The following is a 23,333-nucleotide window of genomic DNA, read 5'->3' as shown; positions in this document are numbered from 1 at the left end:
GTCCGACGGCCGCGCCATGCCCAATTCCTGTGCACAAGGAGCTCGTTCCCGTGACTGAACCCGCCCAGAAGCCGGTTGACCTGATAACACGCTTCCACGCTGCCGCACAGCACGCCCCGGACCGGATCGCCGTACGGGGCACGGACGGCGAGCTCACCTTCGCCGAACTCGACCGGCGAACCGCACAGCTCGCCGGTGTCCTGGCCTCCCGCGGCATCGGCGTCGGCGACCTGGTGGGGGTCAGCCTGCCGCGCACCACCCAGCTGGTCGTATCGCTGCTCGCGGTGTGGCGGGCGGGTGCGGCCTACCTCCCGCTGGACCCCAGCTACCCGGTCGAGCGCCTGGAGTTCATGGCCGAGGACGCCGGCATCCGGGTGCTGGTGGGGGCGCCGGGTCACGTCCTGCGGGCATCCGGTCTCGACGTCGTCGACCCGGACTCCGTGGCCGGCGACCCCGAGGCCGCCGACCCGAAGCCGGTGGCCGCCGATCCGCTCGCCCCGGCGTACGTGATCCACACCTCGGGCTCGACCGGTCGGCCCAAGGGCGTCCAGGTCGGACGGGGGTCCGTCGCAGACCTGGTCACGGCCCTGGAGCGGGCCGGCGTCTACGCCGAGGAGCCGCGGGTCGTCGGCTGGAACGCCAGCGTCTCCTTCGACTCCTCGGTGAAGCAGTGGGCGCGGATCTGTCGCGGCGACACCATCGCCGTCCTCGACGAGGACCAGCGCACCGATCCCGTCCAGCTCCGGGCCCTGCTCGACGCGTACGCCGTCCAGGACCTCGACCTCACCCCCTCCCTCTGGGAGCTGGTGCGGACCTGCCTGCTGGACGGCGGTGCCGACGGCCCGCTGCCGCGTCTGTTCGTGGGCGGGGAGCCGGTGCCGGAGCGGACCTGGCAGGAGCTGTCCGAGGCGACCGCGAACGGGCTGCTCGAAGCGGTGAACCTCTACGGTCCGACCGAGTGCACCGTGGACGCCACCAGTGCCTGGATCACCGGTGGGGAGGCGCACATCGGCCACCCGCTGCCGGGCACCCGGGCGTACGTGGTCGGCGACGACCTCCGGCAGGTGACCGCCCCCGGTGAGTCGGGCGAGCTGTACCTGGCAGGCGAGGGCCTGGCCCTGGGCTACCTCAACCGGCCGGCCCTGACCGCCGAGCGCTTCGTCGCCGACCCGTTCGCCGCGAACGGCGACGGGCCTCTCCTGCCCGGCGGCGGGCGAGGAGGGAGGATGTACCGCACCGGAGACCTGGTCCGCCTGCGAGCCGACGGATCGCTGGACTTCCTCGGCCGGGCCGACCGCCAGGTCAAGATCCGCGGCTACCGGATCGAACTCGGCGAGGTCGAGGCCGTGCTCTCCTCGCACCCCCGGGTGACCACCTCCGTGCTGACCGGCTACCGGGACCCCGCGCTCGGTGACCAGTTGGTGGCCTACTACGTCGCCGACGAGCCGCCGAGCGCCGCGGAGTTGCGCGACCACTGCGCGGCAGTGCTCCCCGAGTTCATGGTCCCTTCGGTCTTCGTGGCGGTCGACGCCGTTCCGCTGACCGTCAACGGCAAGGTCGACTGGGAGGCGCTGCCCACGCCGCAGGCGGCACCCGCCGAGCAGTTCGTCGAGCCCCGGGGAACGGTCGAGAAGCTGCTCGCCGAGGTCTGGTCGGAGGTCCTGGGCCGGGACCGGATCAGCGCCGACGACAACTTCTTCGCACTGGGCGGCCACTCGCTCGTCGCGCTGCGCGTCGTCGGCCGGCTGAAGCGCGAGCTCGGCCTCGCCGTGCGGACCAAAGAGGTGTACCAGCACCCGCAGTTGCGCGAACTGGCCGGGTACGTCGAGGCCAAGCTCGTCGCAGCACCCGAGACCTCCTGACCCATCACATCACAAGGACTCCCGCCCATGGCTACCGCCCAGGACCTCATCGTCGTCCGATCCCGCCGAACCGAGAACGCCGCCCGCACCCTGATCTGCCTCGGCTTCTGCGGCGGCGGCACCGGGCAGTACCACCAGTGGGGCGGCGTGCTCCCGGCGGACGTCGACCTCGCCGCAGTCTGCTACCCGGGCCGGGAAGGCCGCTTCATGGAGGACTTCGCCCAGACCTGGGACGCCCTCGCCGACGACACGACCCGGGCCGTGCTCTCCGCCGCGGCCGAGGGCCCCTATGTGCTCCTCGGCCACAGCATGGGCGGCTGGATGGCCTTCGACGTCACCGTGCGCATCGAGCAGCTCGGCGGCCCGGCGCCCGAGGCGCTCGTGGTGTCCGCCGCCAACGCGGCCAGCCGCGGACTGACCGTCAACGAGTCCCCGTCCCAGCAGGACGACGACGAGCAGCTGCTCGGCTGGATGACCATGCACGGGATGATGCCCGAGCACGTCGTCAACGACCCGGACCTGAAGGAACTCGCGGTCGAGCTGATGCGGGCCGACATCCGGGTCCGGGACACCTTCCGCTACGTTCCCGGCTCGAAGGTCGGCGTGCCGCTGCAGATCCTGACCGGGGAGACGGACACGGTGATCGACCCCGACGCCGGCGAGCAGTGGCGGGACCTCGCGACCGGTGACTTCCGGCACGATGTCCTGCCCGGCGGCCACTTCTACACGCCGGAGATCTGGAGTCGGATTCCGACCTACATCCCGGCCCTCTCCGGGGCGTTCAGCTCCCGCTGACGCGCCCCCCCCGGGGGGCTCTCACGGACCAACAGCGCGGGTGTCGAGGCTGTATTCACAGCCTCGACACCCGCGCTTCGGCGTTCCCGCCGACCCCTTCCCCAACGGGACGGGCCGGTTTCCCGGCATCCCGCTCTCCGGTGGATCAGCTCGTTTCGCTTCGCTTCGCGCCGGCCGTGACCGGCCACCTGTCGGTGAGGACGGCGGACGGAACGGGGAAACGGCAGGGCCGCCACCCGCGGTGCGGGTGACGGCCCTCCTCTTCGCCTACGACGTTCCTACCGCTGCGCCCGTGGGAGACCGCTACGACCGGTCCGAGCCCAGCCACCCCTCGACGGCGGCCCACACCTGGCCCAGCGTGTGAGGCCGCACCATGTCGTGGTGCGTGCAGGGAAGGCGCACCTCGGTGATCTCCCCGGAGATGTACGGCTCCCACCGCTGCACCCACGGCACATCGGTCGCCTTGCCCTCCTCCGCGACCACCACCAGGGCGTCCCCGCCGAACCGAGCGGTCCGGTGCTCCGCCTGCAGCTTCGTGTTGTTGTCGAAGACGTGCATGATGCGGATCAGCTCCTCGTCCGAGACCCCGCCGAGGACACGGCCCACATCCGCCCGGAGATCCCGGAGTTTCCGGACGAGCCCGTCGTTCTCGTCGGACGTCGACGAGCCCGCCGGGCCGTCGGACCGGTCCGCCTCCCCGGCGTTGCGGGATGCCTCGCCGGCCGCGGCGGTATCCGCGTCCTGCTCCACCGGGAAGGTGTCCAGAATGACCAGCGCGGCCACCTGCTCACCCGCGGCCTGGAGCTGCACCGCCATCTCGTGCGCCACCGTCCCGCCGAAGGAATAGCCCACCAGATGGTAGGGGCCGCTCGGCTGCACGGAACGAATCTGCTCGATGTACGCCGCGGCCATGTCCACAGCGCGGGGTGCGAGTCCGCTCGTGCCGTCGAGCCCGTCGGCCTGCAGCCCGTAGAGCGGGTACTCCTGCGGAATGTGCCGGGCCAGCGGCAGGTAGCACCAGCTCAACCCGCTTCCGGGGTGCACGAGGAAGAACGGCGGCTTGCTGCCGCTCGGCCGGATGGAGAGCATGCCGCCGAGCGCGTCCTTGACCGACGACAGGGACAGCGTGCCGAGCAGTCCCGCCACGGTCGGGTTGGTGACCAGGTCGCGCACCGACACCGACAGACCGCGCGACCGCAGCTCCTCCACCAGCGACACCGCCAGCAGCGAGTGCCCGCCCAGGGCGAAGAAGTCGTCGTCGAGCCCGACACTCTCCAACCTCAGCACCTTCGCGAACGCCTCGCACACGGTCTGTTCGAAGGCACTGATCGAGCCGGCGCCGTGCGGGGCGTTCGCACTCACGGCAAACTGCGGTGCGGGCAGCGCCTTGCGGTCCACCTTGCCGTTCACGGTCAGCGGCAGCACATCCAGCAGCACCACCGCCGAGGGAACCATGTACTGCGGCAGCCGCTCGCCCGCGAACTCCCGCACACTGGTCATGAGTTCGTCCGCGTCGGTGTCGACCTCGGCCGGAACCGCGTACGCGACCAGGCGCTTGTCGCCCGGCACGTCCTCGCGGACCAGCACCACGACCTGCTCCAGGCCCGGGTGAGCGGCCAGCACGGCCTGCACCTCACCCGGCTCGATCCGGAAACCACGGATCTTCACCTGCTCGTCCGCACGACCCGCGAACACCAACTCACCGTCGCCCGACCACTTCGCCAGGTCCCCGGTGCGGTACAACCGACCACCCGCCGGCCCGAACGGATCCGCGACGAACCGCTCACCCGTCAGACCCGGACGCGCCACGTACCCGCGCGCCAGCCCCGCACCCGCCACGTACAACTCGCCCGCCACACCCACCGGAACCGGCCGCAGGAACTCGTCCAGCACGTAGGCACGCATGTTGTCGAGCGGACGCCCGATCGGCAGCGCACCCTCGCCGTCCACCGCGGTGTGCGTGGCCACGAACGTGGTCGCCTCCGTCGGCCCGTACCCGTTCACCACCACAATGCCCGGGCACGCCGCCCGCACCCGGCCCACCGCCACCGGCGACAGCACATCACCACCGGCCCACACCTCACGCACCCCGGCCAGGCACCCCGGATCCTCCTCCACCACCAGGGCGAACAACCCCGCCGTCAACCACAACGCCGTCACCCCGAACGAGGAGACCACCCCGGCCAGCGAAACCGCCGTGACATCACCGGCCGGCATCACCACCACCTGCCGCCCCGTCAACAACGGCACCCACAGCTCCATCGTCGACGCGTCGAACGAGTACGGCGAATGCAGCAGCACCCGCTCGAACCCCCCACCCGCGAACCGCCCGTCCAACGCCAACGCCGCCACATCGGCATGCGTCACCGCCACACCCTTCGCCCGACCCGTCGACCCCGACGTGTACATCACATAGGCCAAACCCTCCACACCAACGGAAACCGCCACCGGCTCCACCGGGTCCGGGGCCTGCGGGTCCGGCACGACCTCCAGCACCGTCAGGCCCAGGTCGGCCGCCTGGTCCCGCAGCCCCGCATCGGTGAGCACCACCGATGCGCCCGTCTCACCGACGATCGTCCGACGGTGCGCCAGCGGATACCGGGCGTCCAACGGAACGTAGAAGCCCCCCGCCTTCACCACCGCCAGCAACGCCACCACCAACTCCGCCGACCGCTCCATCAGCACCGCGACACCGCACTCGGCACCCACACCCAGCCCGACCAGCCGGCGCGCCACCGCATCGGCACGCGCGTCCAACTCCCGGTACGACAGCTCAACACCCCCGGACACCACCGCCACCGCATCCGGCGTCCGCGCCACCTGCTCCGCGAACAACCCCGGCAACGTCGACGACACCACCTCGACCGCCGTGTCGTTCCACTCCTCCACAACCCGCCGACGCTCATCCGCACCCAGCAGATCCACCGCCGACAACCGCGTCAACGGATCGGCGACAACCGCCTCCACGACCCGCACCAACCAACCCGCGAACCGCTCCACCGTCCCCGCATCGAACAGATCCGCAGCCGCGACCAACCTCCCCCGAACACCCGCCGGCCTCCCCCACTCGTCGAAAACCTCACCAACACTCACCTCCAGGTCGAACTTCGCCGCCGACCCACCCGGTGACGACGCCGGAGCCGAGGACAGCGAGCCCGTCCCGGCCAGATCCAGCGCCGCCGACGCCGTGTTCTGGACCGTGAGCATGACCTGGAACAGCGGGTGCCTGGCCAACGAACGGACCGGCGCCAACTCCTCCACCACCCGCTCGAACGGCACGTCCTGGTGCGCGAAGGCGCCAAGTCCCGCTTCCCGTACCCGATCGAGCACCTCGGCCATCGTCGGGTCGCCGGACAGGTCCGTGCGCATGACCAGCGTGTTCACGAAGAACCCGACCAGGTCCTCCAGAGCCTTCTCGGTGCGCCCGGCGATCGCCGCCCCGATCGGGATGTCGTTCCCCGCACCCAACCGGTTGAGCGTGACGGCCAGCGCGGCCTGCACCACCATGAACAGGGTCAGCCCCCGCTCCCTGGTCACCTTCACCAGACGCTCGTGCACGTCGGCCGACAGCTCCACCGCCACCGCATGACCCTGATGACCGGCCGAGGCGGGACGCGGCCGATCGGTCGGCAGCTCCAGCTCGGCCGGCGCTCCGGCCAGCGTCCTGCGCCAGTACGCCAGCTGCTGGGAGAGCACGCTGTCCGGGTCCTGCTCGTCGCCGAGCAGCTCCTGCTGCCACAGCACGTAGTCCGCGTACTGCACCGGCAGCGGCTCCCACTCCGGCACCCGACCCGCGGACCGTGCCGCGTACGCCACCGACAGGTCCCGCGCCAACGGCGCCGTCGACCAGCCGTCCCCGGCGATGTGGTGAACCACCACCACCAACACATGGTCGTCCTGGCCGACCGCGAACAGCGTTGCCCGCACCGGGATTTCGGCGGAGAGGTCGAACGCGTACGCGAGCGCCGCGCTCACGGCGCCGGACAGCGACTCCTGGGAGACCGCCTCGACCGCGAGCTCGAACCCGCTGTCCTCGACCTTGAGGACATGCTGGTACGGCTCCCCGTTCTCGGCCAGGAAGACGGTGCGCAGCACCTCGTGCCGCCCCACCACGTCCCGCAACGCCTCGGCGAGGGCCTCCCGGTCCACGTCCCCGGTCAGCCGCAGCGCCATCGGAATGTTGTAGGTCGCGCTCGGACCCTCCAGCTGGCTCAGGAACCACAGCCGACGCTGCGCAAACGACAACGGAATCATCAGTAGTCCTCCTGCTTACGCATCGGCCGCAGAGTGGGCCTAGCAATGCTCTGGGTCTTGATCTGACTGGCGGGCCGGCCGGTGAGGGCCTCCCGGTCCACGTCCCCGGTCGGCCGCAGCGCCGCCGGAATGTCGCGGGTCACGCTCGGACCCTCCGACTGCCCCGGGAACCACGGCCGACGCCGCGCGGACGACAACGGAATCATCAGTGGTCCTCCTGCTTGCGCATCGGCCGCAGAGCGGGCCGGGCCGTGCTCCGGGTCTCGGTCTGACCGGCGAGCCAGTCGGCGAGCCTTTCCGGCGTCCGTGCCTCGAACACCGCCCGGATCGGCAGTTCGGCCCGCAGCGACTCCCGCACCTCACTGACCAGCCGGGTAGCCAGCAGGGAGTGTCCGCCCAGAGCGAAGAAGTCGTCCTCCACGCCGACCCGGTCGAGTCCCAGGACCCGCGCGAAGGCCTGGCACAGCAGTTCCTCCTGCTCCGTGGCCGGTGCCCGGCCCGCGCCGGCGGCGTACTCGGGGGCGGGCAGGGCCTTGCGGTCCAGCTTTCCGTTCGCGGTCAGCGGCAGCTCCTCCAGCACCACCACCGCCGACGGAACCATGTAGGACGGCAGCCTCCCGGCCACGAACTCACGCACCGTGGTCGCCAGTTCGGCGCTCTCGCCGTCCCCGACGACGTACGCGACCAGGCGCTTGTCACCCGGCGCGTCCTCACGCGCGATCACCGCGGCCTGCGCCACCAGTCGATGCGCGGCCACCACCGACTCCACCTCGGCCGGCTCGACCCGGAAACCGCGGATCTTCACCTGATCGTCCGCACGGCCCGCGAACACCAGCCGACCGTCCGCCGACCACTTCACACGGTCGCCCGTACGGTACAACCGCCCGCCCGCCGCGCCGAACGGGTCCGCGACGAACCGCTCACCCGTCAGGCCCGGGCGGTTCAGGTAGCCGCGGGCCAACCCCGCGCCCGCCACGTACAGTTCACCGGCCACACCGACCGGTGCGGGCTGCAGGTACTCGTCCAGCACGTACACCCGGGTACCGTCCAGAGGCCCGCCGATCGGCAGCACCTCACCCAGCGCCTCCGGCGAACCCACCTCGTGCTGCGTGGCGCACAGCGTCACCTCCGTCGGCCCGTACAGATGCCGCACCACCACACCGGCACTGGCCTCCAGCACCCGGCGCACCGCACCCACCGGCACCACGTCACCACCCGTCAACACCTCGCGCACACCTGCGAAGCACTGCGGATCCTGCTCCGCGACCACCCGGAACAGACCTGCCGTCACATGCACGTGCGACACCGCGAAGTCGACCAGCAGCGACCGCAGCACCTTCGCATCCACCGGACCCGTCGGCGCCACCACCACCGTCGCGCCGGACAGCAACGCCACCCACACCTCGTACGAGGAGGCGTCGAAGGCATGCGGGGCCTGGAACAGCACTCGGTCCCCCGACCCCACACCCCAGTGCGAGGCCGACGCCAGCTCCACCAGATCCCGCTGCGTGGCCACCACGCCCTTGGGCACACCCGTCGAACCCGAGGTGTACATCACATACACCGGGCACTCCGAACCCACCGCGACCTCGCCGACCGGAGCGGACCCGGCCGGCACCTGCCCACCGTCGACCAGCAGCACCGGCGCTTCCACCGACCCTGGCACCCGCGAGGCAGTGTCCCGCGTGGTCAGCACACACACCGGCGCCGCGTCCTGGAGCACGAACGCGATCCGCTCCGACGGGTAGTCCACATCCACCGGCACATACGCACCGCCGGCCTTGACCACCGCCAGCAGCGCCACGAACAGCTCGACCGAGCGCTCCATCACCACACCCACCAGCGACTCCGCGCGGACGCCGTGGTCCCGCAGCACACCCGCCAACGCGCCGGCCCGCACATCCAGCTCCGCGTACGACAGCTCCACGTCCCCGCAGACCACCGCCACCGCGTCCGGCGTCCGGGCCACCTGCGCCGCGAACACCTCCGCCACCGACAGCACAGGAGCAACAACGCCCGTGTCGTTCCAGCCGGTCAGCAGTTGCTCCCGCTCCGCCTCGCCGAGGACGCCGACCTGTCCCAGCCGCGTCCGCTCCGGGGCGTCCTCCAGGGCCGCGACCAGGTTGCCCAGGCAGGTGTGCAACAGCGACGCCACCTGCTGCGGGTCGATCGCAGCCACCGCGTCGACGGTCAGGCCGAACCTCCTCTGATCGTCGTCGACGGCAATGCTCAGGGGGTAGTTGGTCAGGTCCCGTGTGGAGAGCACGCCGACGCCGTCGAAACCGGAGTCGAAGTTCCGCGCGCCGGCCTGATTGTGCCGGTAGTTGAAGATCGAGGTGAACAGCGGGCTGCCGCCCGTCAATCCGCTCGCCTGCTGAGCCAGCGACAGCGGCGCGTGCTCGTGCACCAGCAGCCCCGCCAACTGGTGCCGCATCCCGGACAGCGCCCCGCCCACACTCTGCCCGTCCGAGCGCACGCGCACCGGGAGCGTGTTGAGGAACAGGCCCGGCACCCGATCGGCGCCGGCCCCGGAGTTCATCCGGCCGAACAGCACCGTGCCGAACACCACGTCGTCACGGCCGCTGACCGCACCCAGCACCCGCGCCCACGCCAGGTGGAAGAGGGTGGCCGCACTGACGCCCTTGCGCCGCGCCGACTCACGGAGCCGGTGGGCCAGTTCGTCGTCCACCGTGAGGCGTGCCTGGCGGGTGGTAGTGCCGTCGCCGTACGCGTCCAGCACACCGAAGGGCGCCGTCGTCTCGGTGACGTCCCCGAGCAGCTCGGTGAAGTACCGCTCGTGCTCCTCGCGCGGCGTACCCAGGCGGGCCTGCGCCACGAAGTCGCGGAACGGCAGCGGCGCCGGCAAGGTGTCGCCCCGACCGGACATGAACGCCCGGAGCTCCCCGAGCAGCACGTCCACCGAGGTGTGGTCCTGCACCAGGTGGTGGGTCCGCAGCAGTGCCAGCCAGCGGTCACCACCCGGCTCCGCCGCGATGTGGACCGTCATCAGGGGCGCCCGGGACAGGTCCATCCAGGACCCGCCGACGGCCACCAACTGCTCCACCGGGTCCGGGCCCTGCGGGTCCAGCACGACCTCCTGGACCGGCAGCTCCACCCGGCGCGACACCACCTGCACCGGCTCGCGCAGCCCCTCCCACACGAACGCCGTGCGGTAGACGTCGTGCCGGTCGATCACCTCCCGCAGCGCGTCCAGGAACGCGTCCACGCGCTCCCGCGAGTCGAAGCCCAACACCGACGGCCGCATGTAGACATCCGCCTCGGTGCCCCGGTCCGCCATCAGGTGGTGGAAGAGCATGCCCTCCTGCAGCGGGGCCAGCGGGTAGACGTCGGCCACATTGGCCGCACCGCCCTCGACCGCGGCCACGACCCGCTCGATCTCCGCCCCGGTCAGCTCCACCAGCGGCAGCATCCCCGGCGTGATCTCCCGAGCGTCGGCGGGAATGGCGTTCGCAGGCACCACGACCCCCTCGGAGGCCTGCGCGGCCGCCAGCCCGGCCACCGTCGGCGTCTCGAAGAGCGCCCGCACCGCCACGGACACACCCCGCACCCGCAGACGTTCCACCAGGGCCACCGCCAGCAGCGAATGGCCGCCCAGCGTGAAGAAGTCGTCGTCGACCCCGACCGCCGGCAGTCCGAGGACCTCGGCGAACGCCTCGCAGAGGATCTCCTCCCGCACGCCGACCGGCGCACGGCCCGCACCCGTCGTGTGCTGCGGAACGGGCAGGGCCTTGCGGTCCAGCTTGCCGTTGACCGTCACCGGCAGCGCGTCCAGCAGCACGACGGCCGACGGAACCATGTAGGCCGGCAACCGCTCGCCCGCGAACTCGCGCAACAGGGAGCCGAGTTCGTCCGCCGACGTGTCCGAGCCGGCCGGAACGGCGTACGCCACCAGGCGGATGTCGCCCGGGACGTCCTTGCGAGCGACAACCGCGACCTGGGCCACGGCAGGGTGGGCGGCCAGGACGGCCTGCACCTCGCCGGGCTCGATCCGGAAGCCGCGGATCTTCACCTGCTCGTCCGCACGGCCCAGATACTCCAGCCGGCCATCGGCGTTCCAGCGGACCCGGTCACCCGTGCGGTACATCCTCCCGCCGCCCTCGGCCGGGGAGACCCCCGTGCCGCTGCCGAACGGGCAGGCGACGAACCGCTCCGCCGTCAGACCGGCACGCCCCGCGTACCCGCGCGCCAACTGCACACCCGCCAGGTACAACTCACCCTCGACACCCACCGGCACCGGGGACAGCGAACCGTCCAGCACATACACCCGGGTATTGGCCACCGGCCCACCGATCGGCGCCACCGCACCGTCGCTGACGGCACAGCGCGCCGCGGTCACGTCGACGGACGCCTCCGTCGGTCCGTACAGGTTGAACAGCGGCACACCCGCCAGCAGTTCGAGGAACCGGTCCCGCAACGGCGCCGGCAGCGCCTCACCACTGCAGAACACCGCCCGCAGTCCGGTGCAGTCGGCAGCCGCCGGCTCACGCAGGAACGCCTCCAGCATCGACGGCACGAAGTGCGTCACCGTGATGTTCTCGCCCCGGATCAGCTCGACGAGATAGCCGGGCTCCCGGTGCCCACCCGGACGGGCGAGCACCAGCGCCGCGCCCTGCACCAACGGCCAGAAGAACTCCCACACGCTGACGTCGAACCCGAACGGCGTCTTCTGCAGCACCCGGTCCCCGGCACCGATGGCCGCGCCCGGGATCTCCTGCATCCAGGCGAGCCGGTTCACGATCCCCTCGTGCGGCACCGCAACGCCCTTCGGACGCCCGGTGGAGCCCGACGTGAAGATCACATACGCCGGATGCGCAGGCAGCACCCGCACCGCGGGAGCCTGCACCGACAGATCCGCCGACTCCGCGACCACCGCGGGATCGTCCACCGCGACCAGGGCCGCGCCGTCCGGCACCACCTCGGTCAGGGCGGTGGTGCTGAGCACGCACACCGGCCCGGCATCGGCGAGGACGGCCTCGATACGACCGGCCGGATACTCCGGATCCACCGGCAGATACGCGCCACCGGCCTTCAGCACCGCCAGCAGCGACACCATCAGCTCCACGCCGCGCTCCATCACGACCGCGACCACCGACTCCGGGCCCACACCGCGCCCGATCAGCAACCGCGCCAGCCGGTTCGCCCGCGCGTCCAGCTCCGCGTACGACAGCTCGACACCCTCGAAGACCAGCGCCACCGCATCCGGCGTCCGCGCCACCTGCGCCGCGAACAGCCCCGGCAACGTCGACGGCGCCACCTCGAGGGCCGTGTCGTTCCACTTCTCCACCACCAGTCGGCGCTCATCCGCACCCAGCACGTCGAGCGCCGCGAACCGCGACTGCGGATCCTCCTCCAACGCGGTCACGAGCTGGAGGAGGCAGCTGTGCAGCATCGTGCCCACCTGCTCCGCATCGGCCGGCGCCACCGCGTCGATGGTCAGGCTGAACCCGTTCCCGTCGTCGTCGACATTCGCGACCAGCGGGTAGTTGGTGCGCCCTTCGGCGGCGAGGATCCGCACCTCCTCCAGGCCGGCACCCAGACCCGTGCCGAGCTCCGTCGCACCGCGGCCGTTGCGGTAGTTGAAGAGGGCGGTGAACAGCGGGCTGCCGCCCGCCACCCCGCTCGCCTGCTGCGCGAGCACCAGCGGCGCGTGCTCGTGCACCAGCAGCTCGGCCAACTGCTCCCGCATCCCGGCCAGCGCCTCGCCCACGGCGGAGGCACCGACCCGCACCCGCACCGGGAGCGTGTTGAGGCACGGACCCTGGAGCCGGTCGGCCCCCGCTCCGGCGTTCATCCGGCCGAACAGCACCGTGCCGAACACCACGTCCTCACGGCCGCTCACCGCGGCCAGCACCCGCGCCCACGCCAGGTGGAACACCGTCGCCGGACTCACGGCCGTCCGGCGCGCGACTGCCCGCAGTCGAAGCGTGAGATCGGCCTCCACCGAGGAACGCACCGACACCGCGGTCGTGCCGTCCCCGTGAACGTCCAGCAGGCCGAACGGGGCGGTGGTCTCGGTGACGTCGCCCAGCAGCCCGGCGAAGTACCGCTCGTGCTCCTCGCGCGGCACACCGAGGCGGGCCTGGACGACGAAGTCGCGGAACGGCAGCCCCTTGGACAGCGACTCGCCCCGCCCGGTCAGGAAGGCGCGCACCTCCCCCAGCAGCGCGTCCGTCGTCGTGTCGTCCCGCACCAGGTGGTGGACGCGCAGCAGGGCCAGCCAGCCGTCGCCCTTCGGTTCGGCGGCGATGTGCACGTCCATCAGCGGGGCGCGGTCCAGTTCCATCCGGGCACCGCCGATGGACATCAACTGCTCCGCCGCGTCCGCACCCTGCGGGTCCAGCACGACCTCCCGGACCGGCAGTTCGGCGTTCCGGGCCACGACCTGGACCGGCTCGCGCAGGCCCTCCCACACGATCGCCGTGCGGTACACGTCGTGCCGGTCGATCACCCGCTGCAGCGCGTCCAGGAACGAGTCCAGCCGGCTGCGGGAGTCGAACCCGAGCACCGTCGGCCCGGCGTACACATCCCGCTCACCCTCACGCCCGGCCTTCATCAGGTGGTGGAAGAGGATGCCCTCCTGGAGCGGGGCCAGCGGGTAGACGTCCGCGACGTTCGCGGCGCCACCGGGCACCTTCGCCACGATCGACTCGAGCTCGGCCTCGGTCAGCTCCACCAGCGGCAGCATCTCCGGGGTGATCTCCGTGGCGTCCTCGGGAATGAGGTTCGCCGGCACGACCACCTGCTCCGCACCCGCCTCGACCGCCAGGCCCGCCGGGGTCGACGTCTGGAACAGCGCCTTCACCGACACCGAGACCCCACGCGCCCGCAACAGCTCCACCAGCGACACCGCCAACAGCGAATGACCGCCCAGCGCGAAGAAGTCGTCGTCGACGCCGACGCTCTCCAGTCCGAGGACCTCGGCGAACGCCCGGCACAGGATCTCCTCCTGCACCGACACCGGCCCACGGCTCGACACCCCGCCCGCCGACGCGAAGTCCGGCGAGGGCAGCGCCCCGCGGTCCAGCTTCCCGTTGCCCGTCAGCGGCAGGGCGTCCAGCACCACCACGGCGGAGGGCACCATGTGCTCCGGCAGCCGGGCGGCGACGAAGGTCCGCACGCCGTCCGCGAGCGTGTCGTCCACGTCCTCCGGGTCGTCCGCGACCACGTAGGCGACCAGGCGCTTGTCCCCCGGGGTGTCCTCGCGGGCGATCACGGCCGCCCGGGCGATCAGCGGGTGAGCCGTCAGGGCACCGGCCACCTCGCCCGGCTCGATCCGGAAACCACGGATCTTCACCTGGTCGTCCGCACGGCCCAGGAACACGATCTCGCCGTCGTCCGACCACTTCGCGCGGTCACCCGTGCGGTACATCCTCCCCCCGCCCTCGGCCGGGGAGACCCCTGTGGCACGGCCGAACGGGCAAGCCACGAACCGCTCCGCGGTCAGGCCGGGACGGCGCACATAGCCGCGCGCCAGCTGCGCACCCGCCACGTACAACTCACCCGCCACACCCACCGGCACCGGGGCGAGGCGCTCGTCCAGCACGTAGAAGCGGGTGTTGGCCACAGGCGAACCCACCGGCACCACCCCGCCCGGCGTCAGACGGGTGGTCGCCACACCGATCGTGGTCTCCGTCGGACCGTAGTGGTTGAACACGTCCCGCTCACCGGCGGCCGCCAGCAGCTCCGCCACCCACGCCGGCGAGGCGGCCTCACCGCCCAGCACCACCGAGCGGCCCGGCAGCACCCGCTCCAGACCGCCCACCGCGCCCAGCGCCGCCAGGTGCGAGGGGACCACCTTCAGGAAGTCGATCGCGTGCTCGGCCAGATAGTCCGCGACCAGACGCGGATCGGTGACCGCCTCCTCGTCCAGGACGTGCAGCTCACCACCCGACAGCAGGCTCGCGAACAGCACCGTGTTCCCCAGGTCGGTCGCCTGCGCCTGCAGCAGCGCATACCTACCGCCCTCGAAACCGACCCGGGCCGGCACCGAGGAGACGTAGTTCGCCAGACCCCCGTGCGTCACGGCCACGCCCTTGGGACGGCCCGTCGACCCGGACGTGTAGATCACATAGGCCAGCGACCGCGGATCCACCGCCACGCCGGGCGAGGTGGTCGGCGCCGTCGCCAACTGCATCGCCGTCAGCGTGCCGTCCACCGCCACCAGACGCACACCAACCGACGGCAGGTCCTCCAGCACCTCGTCGGTGGTCAGCACCAGCTGCGCCCGCGAGTCCTTCACCGTGAACGCGACCCGCTCCGCCGGCTGGGACACGTCCACCGGCAGGTATCCCGCCCCTGCCTTCCAGACCGCCAGAATCCCCGCGATCATCTCCGCACCGCGCGGCAACGCCAGGCCCACCACCGACTCCGGACCCACGCCCTGGCCGACCAGATAGTGGGCAAGGCGGTTCGCCCGCGCGTCCAGCTCCGCGTACGACACCGGCACACCACCGGACACCACGGCCACCGCCTCCGGCGACCGCGCCACCTGCGCCTCGAACGCCTGCGGAACCATCAGGCCCGGTCCGGCCGCACTGGTGTCGTTCCACTCCGACAGCACCCGGCGACGCTCGTCCGCACCGAGCACATCCACCGCGTCGACCCGGGCCCGCGGGTCGTCGGCCATCGCCGACAGCACCCGCACCAGAGAGCCGGCGACCCGACCCGCGACACCCTCGTCGAACAGGTCCGCCGCCGCGGTCAGCATGCCCCGGATCCCCGCCGGCGCGCCCTGCGCACCGAACGCCTCACCCACGATCACATCGAGGTCGAACTTCGCCGCCGCCCGACCCAGCAACAACGGCTCCGCCGCCAGGCCGGGCAGGTCCAGCACACCGCCGTCCGTGACCAGGCCGGTGTTCTGAAGGGTCAGGACGACCTGGAACAGCGGGTGCCAGGCCAGCGAACGCGCCGGCGCCAGCTCCTCCACCAGCTTCTCGAACGGCACATCCTGGTTCTCCAGCGCGCTCAGCCCCGCCTCGCGCACCCGCCCGAGAACCTCCTCGAACGTCGGGTCCCCCGACAGGTCCGTCCGCACGACAACCGTGTTGACGAAGCAGCCGACCAGGTCGTTCAGCGCCTCGTCGGTACGCCCGGCGATCGCCGACCCGATCGGGATGTCGGCCCCCGCGCCCAGCCGGCCGAGCGTCACCGCAACGGCCGCCTGCAGCACCATGAACACGGTCACCCCACGCTCACGCGCCAACTCCACGAGACGTGCGTGCAGTTCGGCCGGAACGTCCAGCTCCGCGGTGTGGCCGCGGTGCGAAGCAACCGTCGGACGCGGCCGGTCGAACGGCAGCGGCAGTTCCTCCGGCGCCCCCGCCAGCGCCTTGCGCCAGTACTCCACCTGCCGTGACAGCACACTCGACGGATCCCGCTCGTCGCCCAGCAGCTCCCGCTGCCACAGGGCGAAATCCGCGTACTGCACCGGCAGCGGCTCCCACACCGGAGCCGTGCCGCCCAACCGCGTCGCGTACGCCGCCGACAGATCCCGCATCAGCGGAGCGGTCGACCAGCCGTCCATGGCGATGTGGTGCGACAGCACCACCAGCACATGCTCGACCGGACTCACCGCGAACAGCGTCGCCCGCAAAGGGATCTCGGACGAGAAGTCGAACGCGTACCGGCCCGCCTCGGCCACCGCGTCGTCCAGCCCCTCCGACGCCACCTCGACCGCCGAGAGCTCGAACCCGCACTCCTCCACACCGAGAACCCGCTGGTACGGCTCACCGTCGACTGCCGGGAACACCGTCCGCAGCACCTCGTGCCGCCCGATGACATCCCGCAGCGCCTCCTCCAGGGCCTCCCGGTCCACCTCCCCGGACAGGCGCAGGGCCATCGGAGTGTTGTAGGTCGCGCTCGCGCCCTCCAACTCACCGAGGAACCACAGACGGCGCTGCGCGAACGACAACCGCACCCGCTCCGGCCGCTCCGCCGCTCGCAGTGCCGACCGGCCCTCACCGGCCTGCCCGAGCCGTCCCGCCAGACCCGCCGGCGTCGGTGCCTCGAACAGCTCCCGGACCGCCAGCTCCACACCCAGCACCGAACGGATCCGGCTCACGAGCCGCATCGCCAGCAAGGAGTGTCCACCGAGCGCGAAGAAGTCGTCATCCACGCCCACCGCCGACAGGCCCAGAATCTGCGCGAACGCCTGGCAGAGCAGCTCCTCCTGCACCGTCGCCGGCGCCCGACCCGCACCCGCCGCATACTCCGGCGCCGGCAGCGCCTTGCGGTCCACCTTGCCGTTCACCGTCAGCGGCAGCACATCCAGCACCACCACCGCCGACGGAACCATGTGGGCCGGCAGCCGCTCGCCCGCGAACTCCCGCAGGCTGGCAATGAGTTCGTCCGCGTCGGGGTCGACGTCGGCCGGAACCGCGTACGCGACCAGGCGCTTGTCGCCCGGCACGTCCTCGCGGACCAGCACCACGACCTGCTCCAGGCCCGGGTGAGCGGCCAGCACGGCCTGCACCTCGCCCGGCTCGATCCGGAAACCACGGATCTTCACCTGCTCGTCCGCACGACCCGCGAACACCAACTCGCCGTCGCCCGACCACTTCGCCCGGTCGCCCGTGCGGTACAGCCGCCCACCCGGAACCCCGAACGGCGACGCCACGAACCGCTCCCCGGTCAACCCCGGACGGCCCAGATAGCCCCGCGCCAACTGCCCGCCCGCGACATACATCTCACCCGTCACACCCACCGGAACCGGCCGCAGGAACTCGTCCAGCACGAAGACACCCAGGCCCGGGATGCCGCGCCCGATCACACTGCCCGCGCCGGCCTCGGCCGGGGACAGCTCGCGGAACGTCACATGCACCGTGGTCTCGGTGATGCCGTACATGTTCACCAGGCGCGGACCGCCGTCGCCACGACGCGCCCACCAGTCGCCCAGCCGGCCCGGATCCAGCGCCTCGCCACCGAACACCACCGCGCGCAGCGACGCCACCGCCCCGGGACGCTCCGCCTCGACGGCCGCCAGCTGGTAGAACGCCGACGGGGTCTGGCTCAGCACCGTCACCCGCTCACGCTCGATCAGCGCCAGGAACTCCTGCGGCGAACGCGACACCGCGTACGGGACCACCACCACCCGGCCCCCGTGCAGCAGCGCACCCCACAGCTCCCACACCGAGAAGTCGAACGCGAACGAATGGAAGCACGACCACACGTCGTCCGGCCCGAACCCGCCGAACAGCGGCCCGGTCTGCGCGAACAGGCCGGTCACGCTGCCGTGCGACACCACCACACCCTTGGGCCGACCCGTCGACCCGGACGTGTAGATCACGTACGCCGGGTGCTGCGGCAGCACCGCACACTCCACCGGGCCGCCGTCCAGCGCCGCCGGCTCCCCCACCACGGCGGGCTCGTCCAGCACCACCACCTCCACGCCGAAGCCACCCAGGCGACCCGCCGACTCGGCACCGGTCAGCACCAGACGCGCACCCGCATCGCCCAACGTGAACCCGATCCGGTCGTCCGGATACGCCGGATCGATCGGCAGATACGCGCCACCCGCCTTCACCACCGCCAGCAGCGCCACCACCGACTCGACGCCGCGCTCCAGACACACCCCGACCACCGACTCCGCACCCACACCACGCCCCACCAGCAACCGCGCCAACCGGTCGGCGCGCGCGTCCAGCTCCGCGTACGAGAGCTCGACACCCTCGAACACCAACGCCACCGCGTCCGGCGTCCGCGCCACCTGCGCCGCGAACAGCCCCGGCAGCGTCGAGGAGGCCACCTCGGCCGCCGTCCCGTCCCACTCCTCCAGGAGCAGGCGACGCTCGTCCGCGCCCATCACCTCCACGGCGCTCAGCCGCGTTCCCGGCTCCGCCGTCACCGTCTGCAGGACCTGGAGCAGCCAACCCGCGATCCGCCGCACGGTCTCCGCATCGAACAGGTCCGCCGCTGCCAGGAGCACAGCCCGCAGGCCGGCCGGCGCACCGTCGGCGTCGAACGCCTCGCTCAGGTTCAGGTCCAGGTCGAACTTGCCGAGCACCAGACCGGTCGACACCCGTCCGGCGCGCAGACCGGGCAGCTCCAGCTGCGCCGTCCCCGTGTTCTGCAGGGTGAGCACGATCTGGAACAGCGGGTGGCGTGCCATCGACCGGGCCGGCGACAGCTCCTCGACCAGCTTCTCGAACGGCACGTCCTGGTGCGCGAACGCCCCGAGACTGGCCTCCCGGACCCGCTCCAGCACCTCGTCGAAGGTCGGATCGCCGGACAGGTCGGTCCGCACCACCAGGGTGTTGACGAAGAACCCGACCAGGTCGTTCAGCGCCTCGTCGGTGCGACCGGCGACCGGCGACCCGATCGGAATGTCGGCGCCCGCGCCGAGCCGGTTCAGGGTGACCGCCAGCGCCGCCTGCAGCACCATGAAGAGGGTCACCCCCCGCTCCCGCGCCACCTCCAGCACCCGAGCGTGCAGCTCGGCCGGGGCGTCCAGCTGCGCCTCGTGCCCGCGGTACGAGGCGACCGCCGGGCGCCGGCGATCGGTCGGCAGCTCCAGCTCCTCCGGTGCCCCCGCCAACGCCTCCCGCCAGTACGCCACCTGCCCGGACAGCACGCTGTCCGGGTCCTGCTCGTCACCGAGCAGCTCCCGCTGCCACAACGCGTAGTCCGCGTACTGCACCGGCAACGGCTCCCACACCGGCGCCGCACCGCCCAGCCGTGCCGCGTACGCCGCCGACACGTCCCGCAGCATCGGCGCCGTCGACCAACCGTCACCCGCGATGTGGTGCACCAGCACCACCAGCACATGCTCCTGCGGCGCCAGCGCGAACACCGTCGCCCGCAGCGGGATCTCCGCCGACAGGTCGAACGCGTAGCCCGAGGCCTCGGCCACCGCGCCGTCCAGCTCCTGCGACGCCACCTCGACCACCGCGAGCTCGAACCCGCACGCCTCCACCGGCAGGACGTGCTGGTACGGCTCACCGTCCACCGCGGGCAGGACCGTGCGCAGCGCCTCGTGCCGCCCGATCACGTCCGTGAACGCGGCCGCGAGGGCCTCCCGGTCCAGCTCTCCGCTCAGTCGCAGCGCCACCGAGGCGTTGTAGGTGACGCTCGGACCCTCCAGCTGCCCCAGGAACCACAGCCGGCGCTGCGCGAACGACAGCGGCACCCGCTCCGGCCGCTCCGCCGGCACCAGCGCCGCCCGCCCTTCGGTGACCGCCGATCCGGCCAGCCAGGCCGCGACCCCGGCCGGCGACGGCAGCTCGAAGAACACCTGGATCGGCAACTCGACGTTCAGGACCGTCCGGATCCGGCTGATCAGCCGGATCGCCAGCAGCGAGTGGCCTCCCAGGGCGAAGAAGTCGTCGTCGACGCCGACCCTCTCCACCCCCAGCACCTGTGCGAACACGCCGCAGAGGATCTCCTCGTGCACCGTCGCCGGACCGCGGCCGACGGCCTCGGCGGTGGAGGACAGGTAGTCCGGAGCGGGCAGGGCCGCGCGGTTCAGCTTGCCGTTGGCCGTCAACGGCAGCGCGTCCAGCACCAGCACCGCCGAGGGCACCAGGTACCCCGGCAGCCGCTCGGCCAGGAACACGAGCACGAGCTGGCTCAGTCGCACGGCGTCGGCCGTCCGCGCGGCGGCGGTGGGAACGATGTAGGCGATCAGGCGCTTGTCGCCGGGGAAGTCCTCGCGGACGACGACGGCGGCCTGTGCCACCGACTCGTGGGCGGCCAGGGCCGCCTGCACCTCACCCGGTTCCACCCGGAAGCCGCGCACCTTCACCTGCTCGTCCGTACGGCCCAGGTGCACCAGTCCACCGTCGGTGGTCCACCGCACCAGGTCACCGGTCGCGTACATCCGCTCGCCGGCCGGGCCGAACGGGCAGGCCACGAAGCGCTGCGCGGTCAGGCCCGCGCGCCCCACGTACCCGCGCGCCACCTGCGGACCGGCCACGTACAACTCACCCGCCGCACCGACCGGAACGGGGCTCAGCGACCCGTCCAGCACGTAGGCACGGGTGTTGGCCACCGGCACCCCGAGCGGCACCACGCCCGCGGCGACCGGCTTCCGGTCGAGTCGGCCGGCCACCACGCCGATGGTGGTCTCGGTGGGCCCGTAGTGGTTGAACACACCGCGGTCACCGGCCACTTCGAGCAGTCCGGCGACCAGCGCCGGCGACGCCGCCTCGCCGCCCAGCACCAGCGCCCCGGCCGGCATCAGGGCGGCCAGGCCGGCTGCCGCGCCCAGCGCCGCCAGGTGCGAGGGCACCACCTTCACGAAGTCGATGCGGTTCTCCGCCAGGTACTGGGCCACGGCCGACGGATCGGTCACCGCGCCCTCCTGGAGGACGTGCAGTTCACCGCCGGTCGTCAGGCTCGCGAACACCACGGTGTTGCCGAGGTCCGTCACCGTGGGCTGCAGCAGCGCGTACCTGCCGCCCGGCGTGCCGAAGCCGACCTGTCCCGGCACCGAGGCCACGTAGTTCGCGAGCCCGCGGTGCGTGACGGCCACGCCCTTGGGCTCGCCGGTCGAACCGGAGGTGTAGATCACATAGGCCAACTGGTCGGCCATGACGTCGAGTTCCGGCGAATCGGTGGGTCGTGCGATCAGCTCGGCCAGCACCGTCGGGTCGTCCAGGGCGATCGTGCGCACATCCCGGGCTGCCAGCTCCCCGATCAGCTCCGCTTCGCCCAGCACGTGCCCGGCCCCGCTGTCGGCCAGCAGTTGGCCGAGCCGCTGCGCCGGGTACGCCGGGTCCAGCGGCAGGTACGCCGCCCCCGCCTTCCACACCGCCAGGATCGCCTCGATCGCCTGCGGGCCGCGTGGCAGGCACAGAGCCACCAGCGACTGCGCTCCGACTCCCCGGGCGAGGAGGTGGTGCGCCAACCGATTGGCCCGCGCGTCCAGTTCGGCGTAGCTCACCGCCGCGCCGTCGGCCACCACGGCTGTCGCCTGCGGCGTCGCGGCCACCTGGGCCGCGAACCGCTGCGGTACCGGCAGGGCCTCGCCGGGTACCGCGGTGTCGTTCCAGGTCTCCAGCACCAGCCGGCGCTCGGCCGGGTCGAGCAGGTCGACGGTGCCGACCGAGGCGGTGGCCGCGGCGCCGCCGAGCCAGTCCAGCACGGCCAGGAACCGGCGGCTCACCGCCGACGCCGCTTCGGCGTCGTAGTGCTCGCGGTTCATCTCGATGAGGGTGTGCAGCCCGCTCCCGGCCGCCTTGCCGAACACGTCGATCTTCAGGCCTTCGGCAGGCCCGCTGGAGAGGGCGGTCCAGGTGATCGCGCAGTCGCCGAACCCGATCCGGCGGTCGGCCACCATGACGTCGACGATCATGTCGTACAGCGGGGTGCCGCCGACCCGCTTCAGGTCCCTGAGCAGGTCCGGGTACTGGTAGCGCTGGTGAACGAGACCGCTCTGGAGCGCTCGCTGCGTCTGCCGCGCGAGCTCCTCGACGGACATGCCCGGACGGATCCTGAGCCTGATCGGCATGATGTTCGACGTCATGCCGGGGATGCCCACCTGGCGCATGCTCGTGCGGCCGCTGGCCGACACTCCGAGCACGACGTCCCGCGCCCCGGTGGACCGGTGCTGGTAGACGGCCGACGCGGCGATCACCAGACCGGCGAAGCTGACCCGGAGCCGCTTCGCGGCAGCCCGCAGCCGAGCGGTCGCGTCGACGCCGAGATCCTGCTGGTGGGTCACCGGCCGGCCGGCGAGGTGCCGCCCCATCGGCCCCTCGGACGCCGGCTCCTCCTCGTGGTCCGAGAACGCCTCCAGCCAGAACCGCCGGTCCCGGTCGCGCTCCTGCGAATCCCGGTAGACCTCGTCGGTCTCGATCAGCTCCGACACCGACCGCAGAGCACCCTCGGCCGGATCCCCACCCGCCCGAAGCACCTCGTACACCTGGGACAGCCGCTCGGCGAACTGCGACAGACCATTGCCGTCGAGAACAATGTGGTGAGCACGCTGGTACCACAGGAAGCGGTCCGGCCCGAGCACGAAGAACGCATGCCCCGACAGCGCCCCGCCCACCAGCTCCACCGGCGTGTCCAGATCGGCCTGGATCCACTCCTGCGCCACCGCACGCGGATCGGCCTCGCCCCGCAGATCCGCGACATGAACCGGAATCTCCCCGGCCTCCCCCAGGAACTGCCGCGGCGTCCCGCCCTCCACACACAGGCGCAGACGGAGAGCCTCCGCCTCCTGCACCGTACGGCGCAGGGCACGCACGAAGAGATCCGCGTCGAGGTCGCCGTGGATCTCCGTGCAGTCACCGATGTTGTACGCCGGATTGTCGGGCGCGAGCTGCTGCGCGTACCAGACTCCCAGCTGGCCGGACATCAGATCCCACAGACCCTGTGCGGAGGCACCCATTCTCGTATCCCTCAATCGATCGACGCACTCTGGAAGAACAGAGGCAGGACGCTGAATCGCGGCCTCGG

General features: G+C 72.0%; 5 protein-coding genes. 2 read left to right on the top strand and 3 right to left on the bottom strand.

Annotation, left to right across the window (positions count from 1 at the left end):
- Positions 1-50: 50 nt before the first annotated feature.
- Positions 51-1,862, top strand: coding sequence for a non-ribosomal peptide synthetase (locus tag BI06_RS12405; RefSeq protein ID WP_043467873.1), 1,812 nt, complete (start codon positions 51-53; stop codon positions 1,860-1,862).
- 27 nt (positions 1,863-1,889) lie between these two features.
- Positions 1,890-2,657, top strand: coding sequence for a thioesterase II family protein (locus tag BI06_RS12400; protein WP_043467871.1), 768 nt, complete (start codon positions 1,890-1,892; stop codon positions 2,655-2,657).
- A gap of 303 nt (positions 2,658-2,960) precedes the next feature.
- Here BI06_RS12400 and BI06_RS55100 read toward each other — a convergent pair whose 3' ends face one another.
- The 3 genes from BI06_RS55100 to BI06_RS55095 all read right to left on the bottom strand — a co-directional run bounded on the left by BI06_RS55100 (position 2,961) and on the right by BI06_RS55095 (position 23,265).
- Entirely contained in the window at positions 2,961-6,911 is a 3,951-nt protein-coding gene (locus BI06_RS55100; RefSeq protein WP_051740848.1) for a non-ribosomal peptide synthetase, read from the bottom strand.
- The gene (locus BI06_RS50625) at positions 6,911-7,054 is read right to left on the bottom strand and encodes a hypothetical protein (protein WP_158516421.1); all 144 of its coding nucleotides are present in this window, start codon (positions 7,052-7,054) and stop codon (positions 6,911-6,913) included. Before BI06_RS50625 ends, BI06_RS55100 begins: the two co-directional genes overlap by 1 nt.
- Before the next feature lie 62 nt (positions 7,055-7,116).
- Positions 7,117-23,265 (bottom strand): non-ribosomal peptide synthetase, encoded by a 16,149-nt coding sequence (locus tag BI06_RS55095; protein WP_055731124.1) that lies wholly within the window; start codon positions 23,263-23,265, stop codon positions 7,117-7,119.
- Between the last annotated feature and the right edge of the window lie 68 nt (positions 23,266-23,333).

The organism is Kitasatospora sp. MBT66 (assembly GCF_000710405.2).
Classification (GTDB): domain Bacteria; phylum Actinomycetota; class Actinomycetes; order Streptomycetales; family Streptomycetaceae; genus Kitasatospora; species Kitasatospora purpeofusca.
Note: the sequence above shows the minus strand (reverse complement) of the source record. Positions and strands in the feature narration are given on the sequence as shown.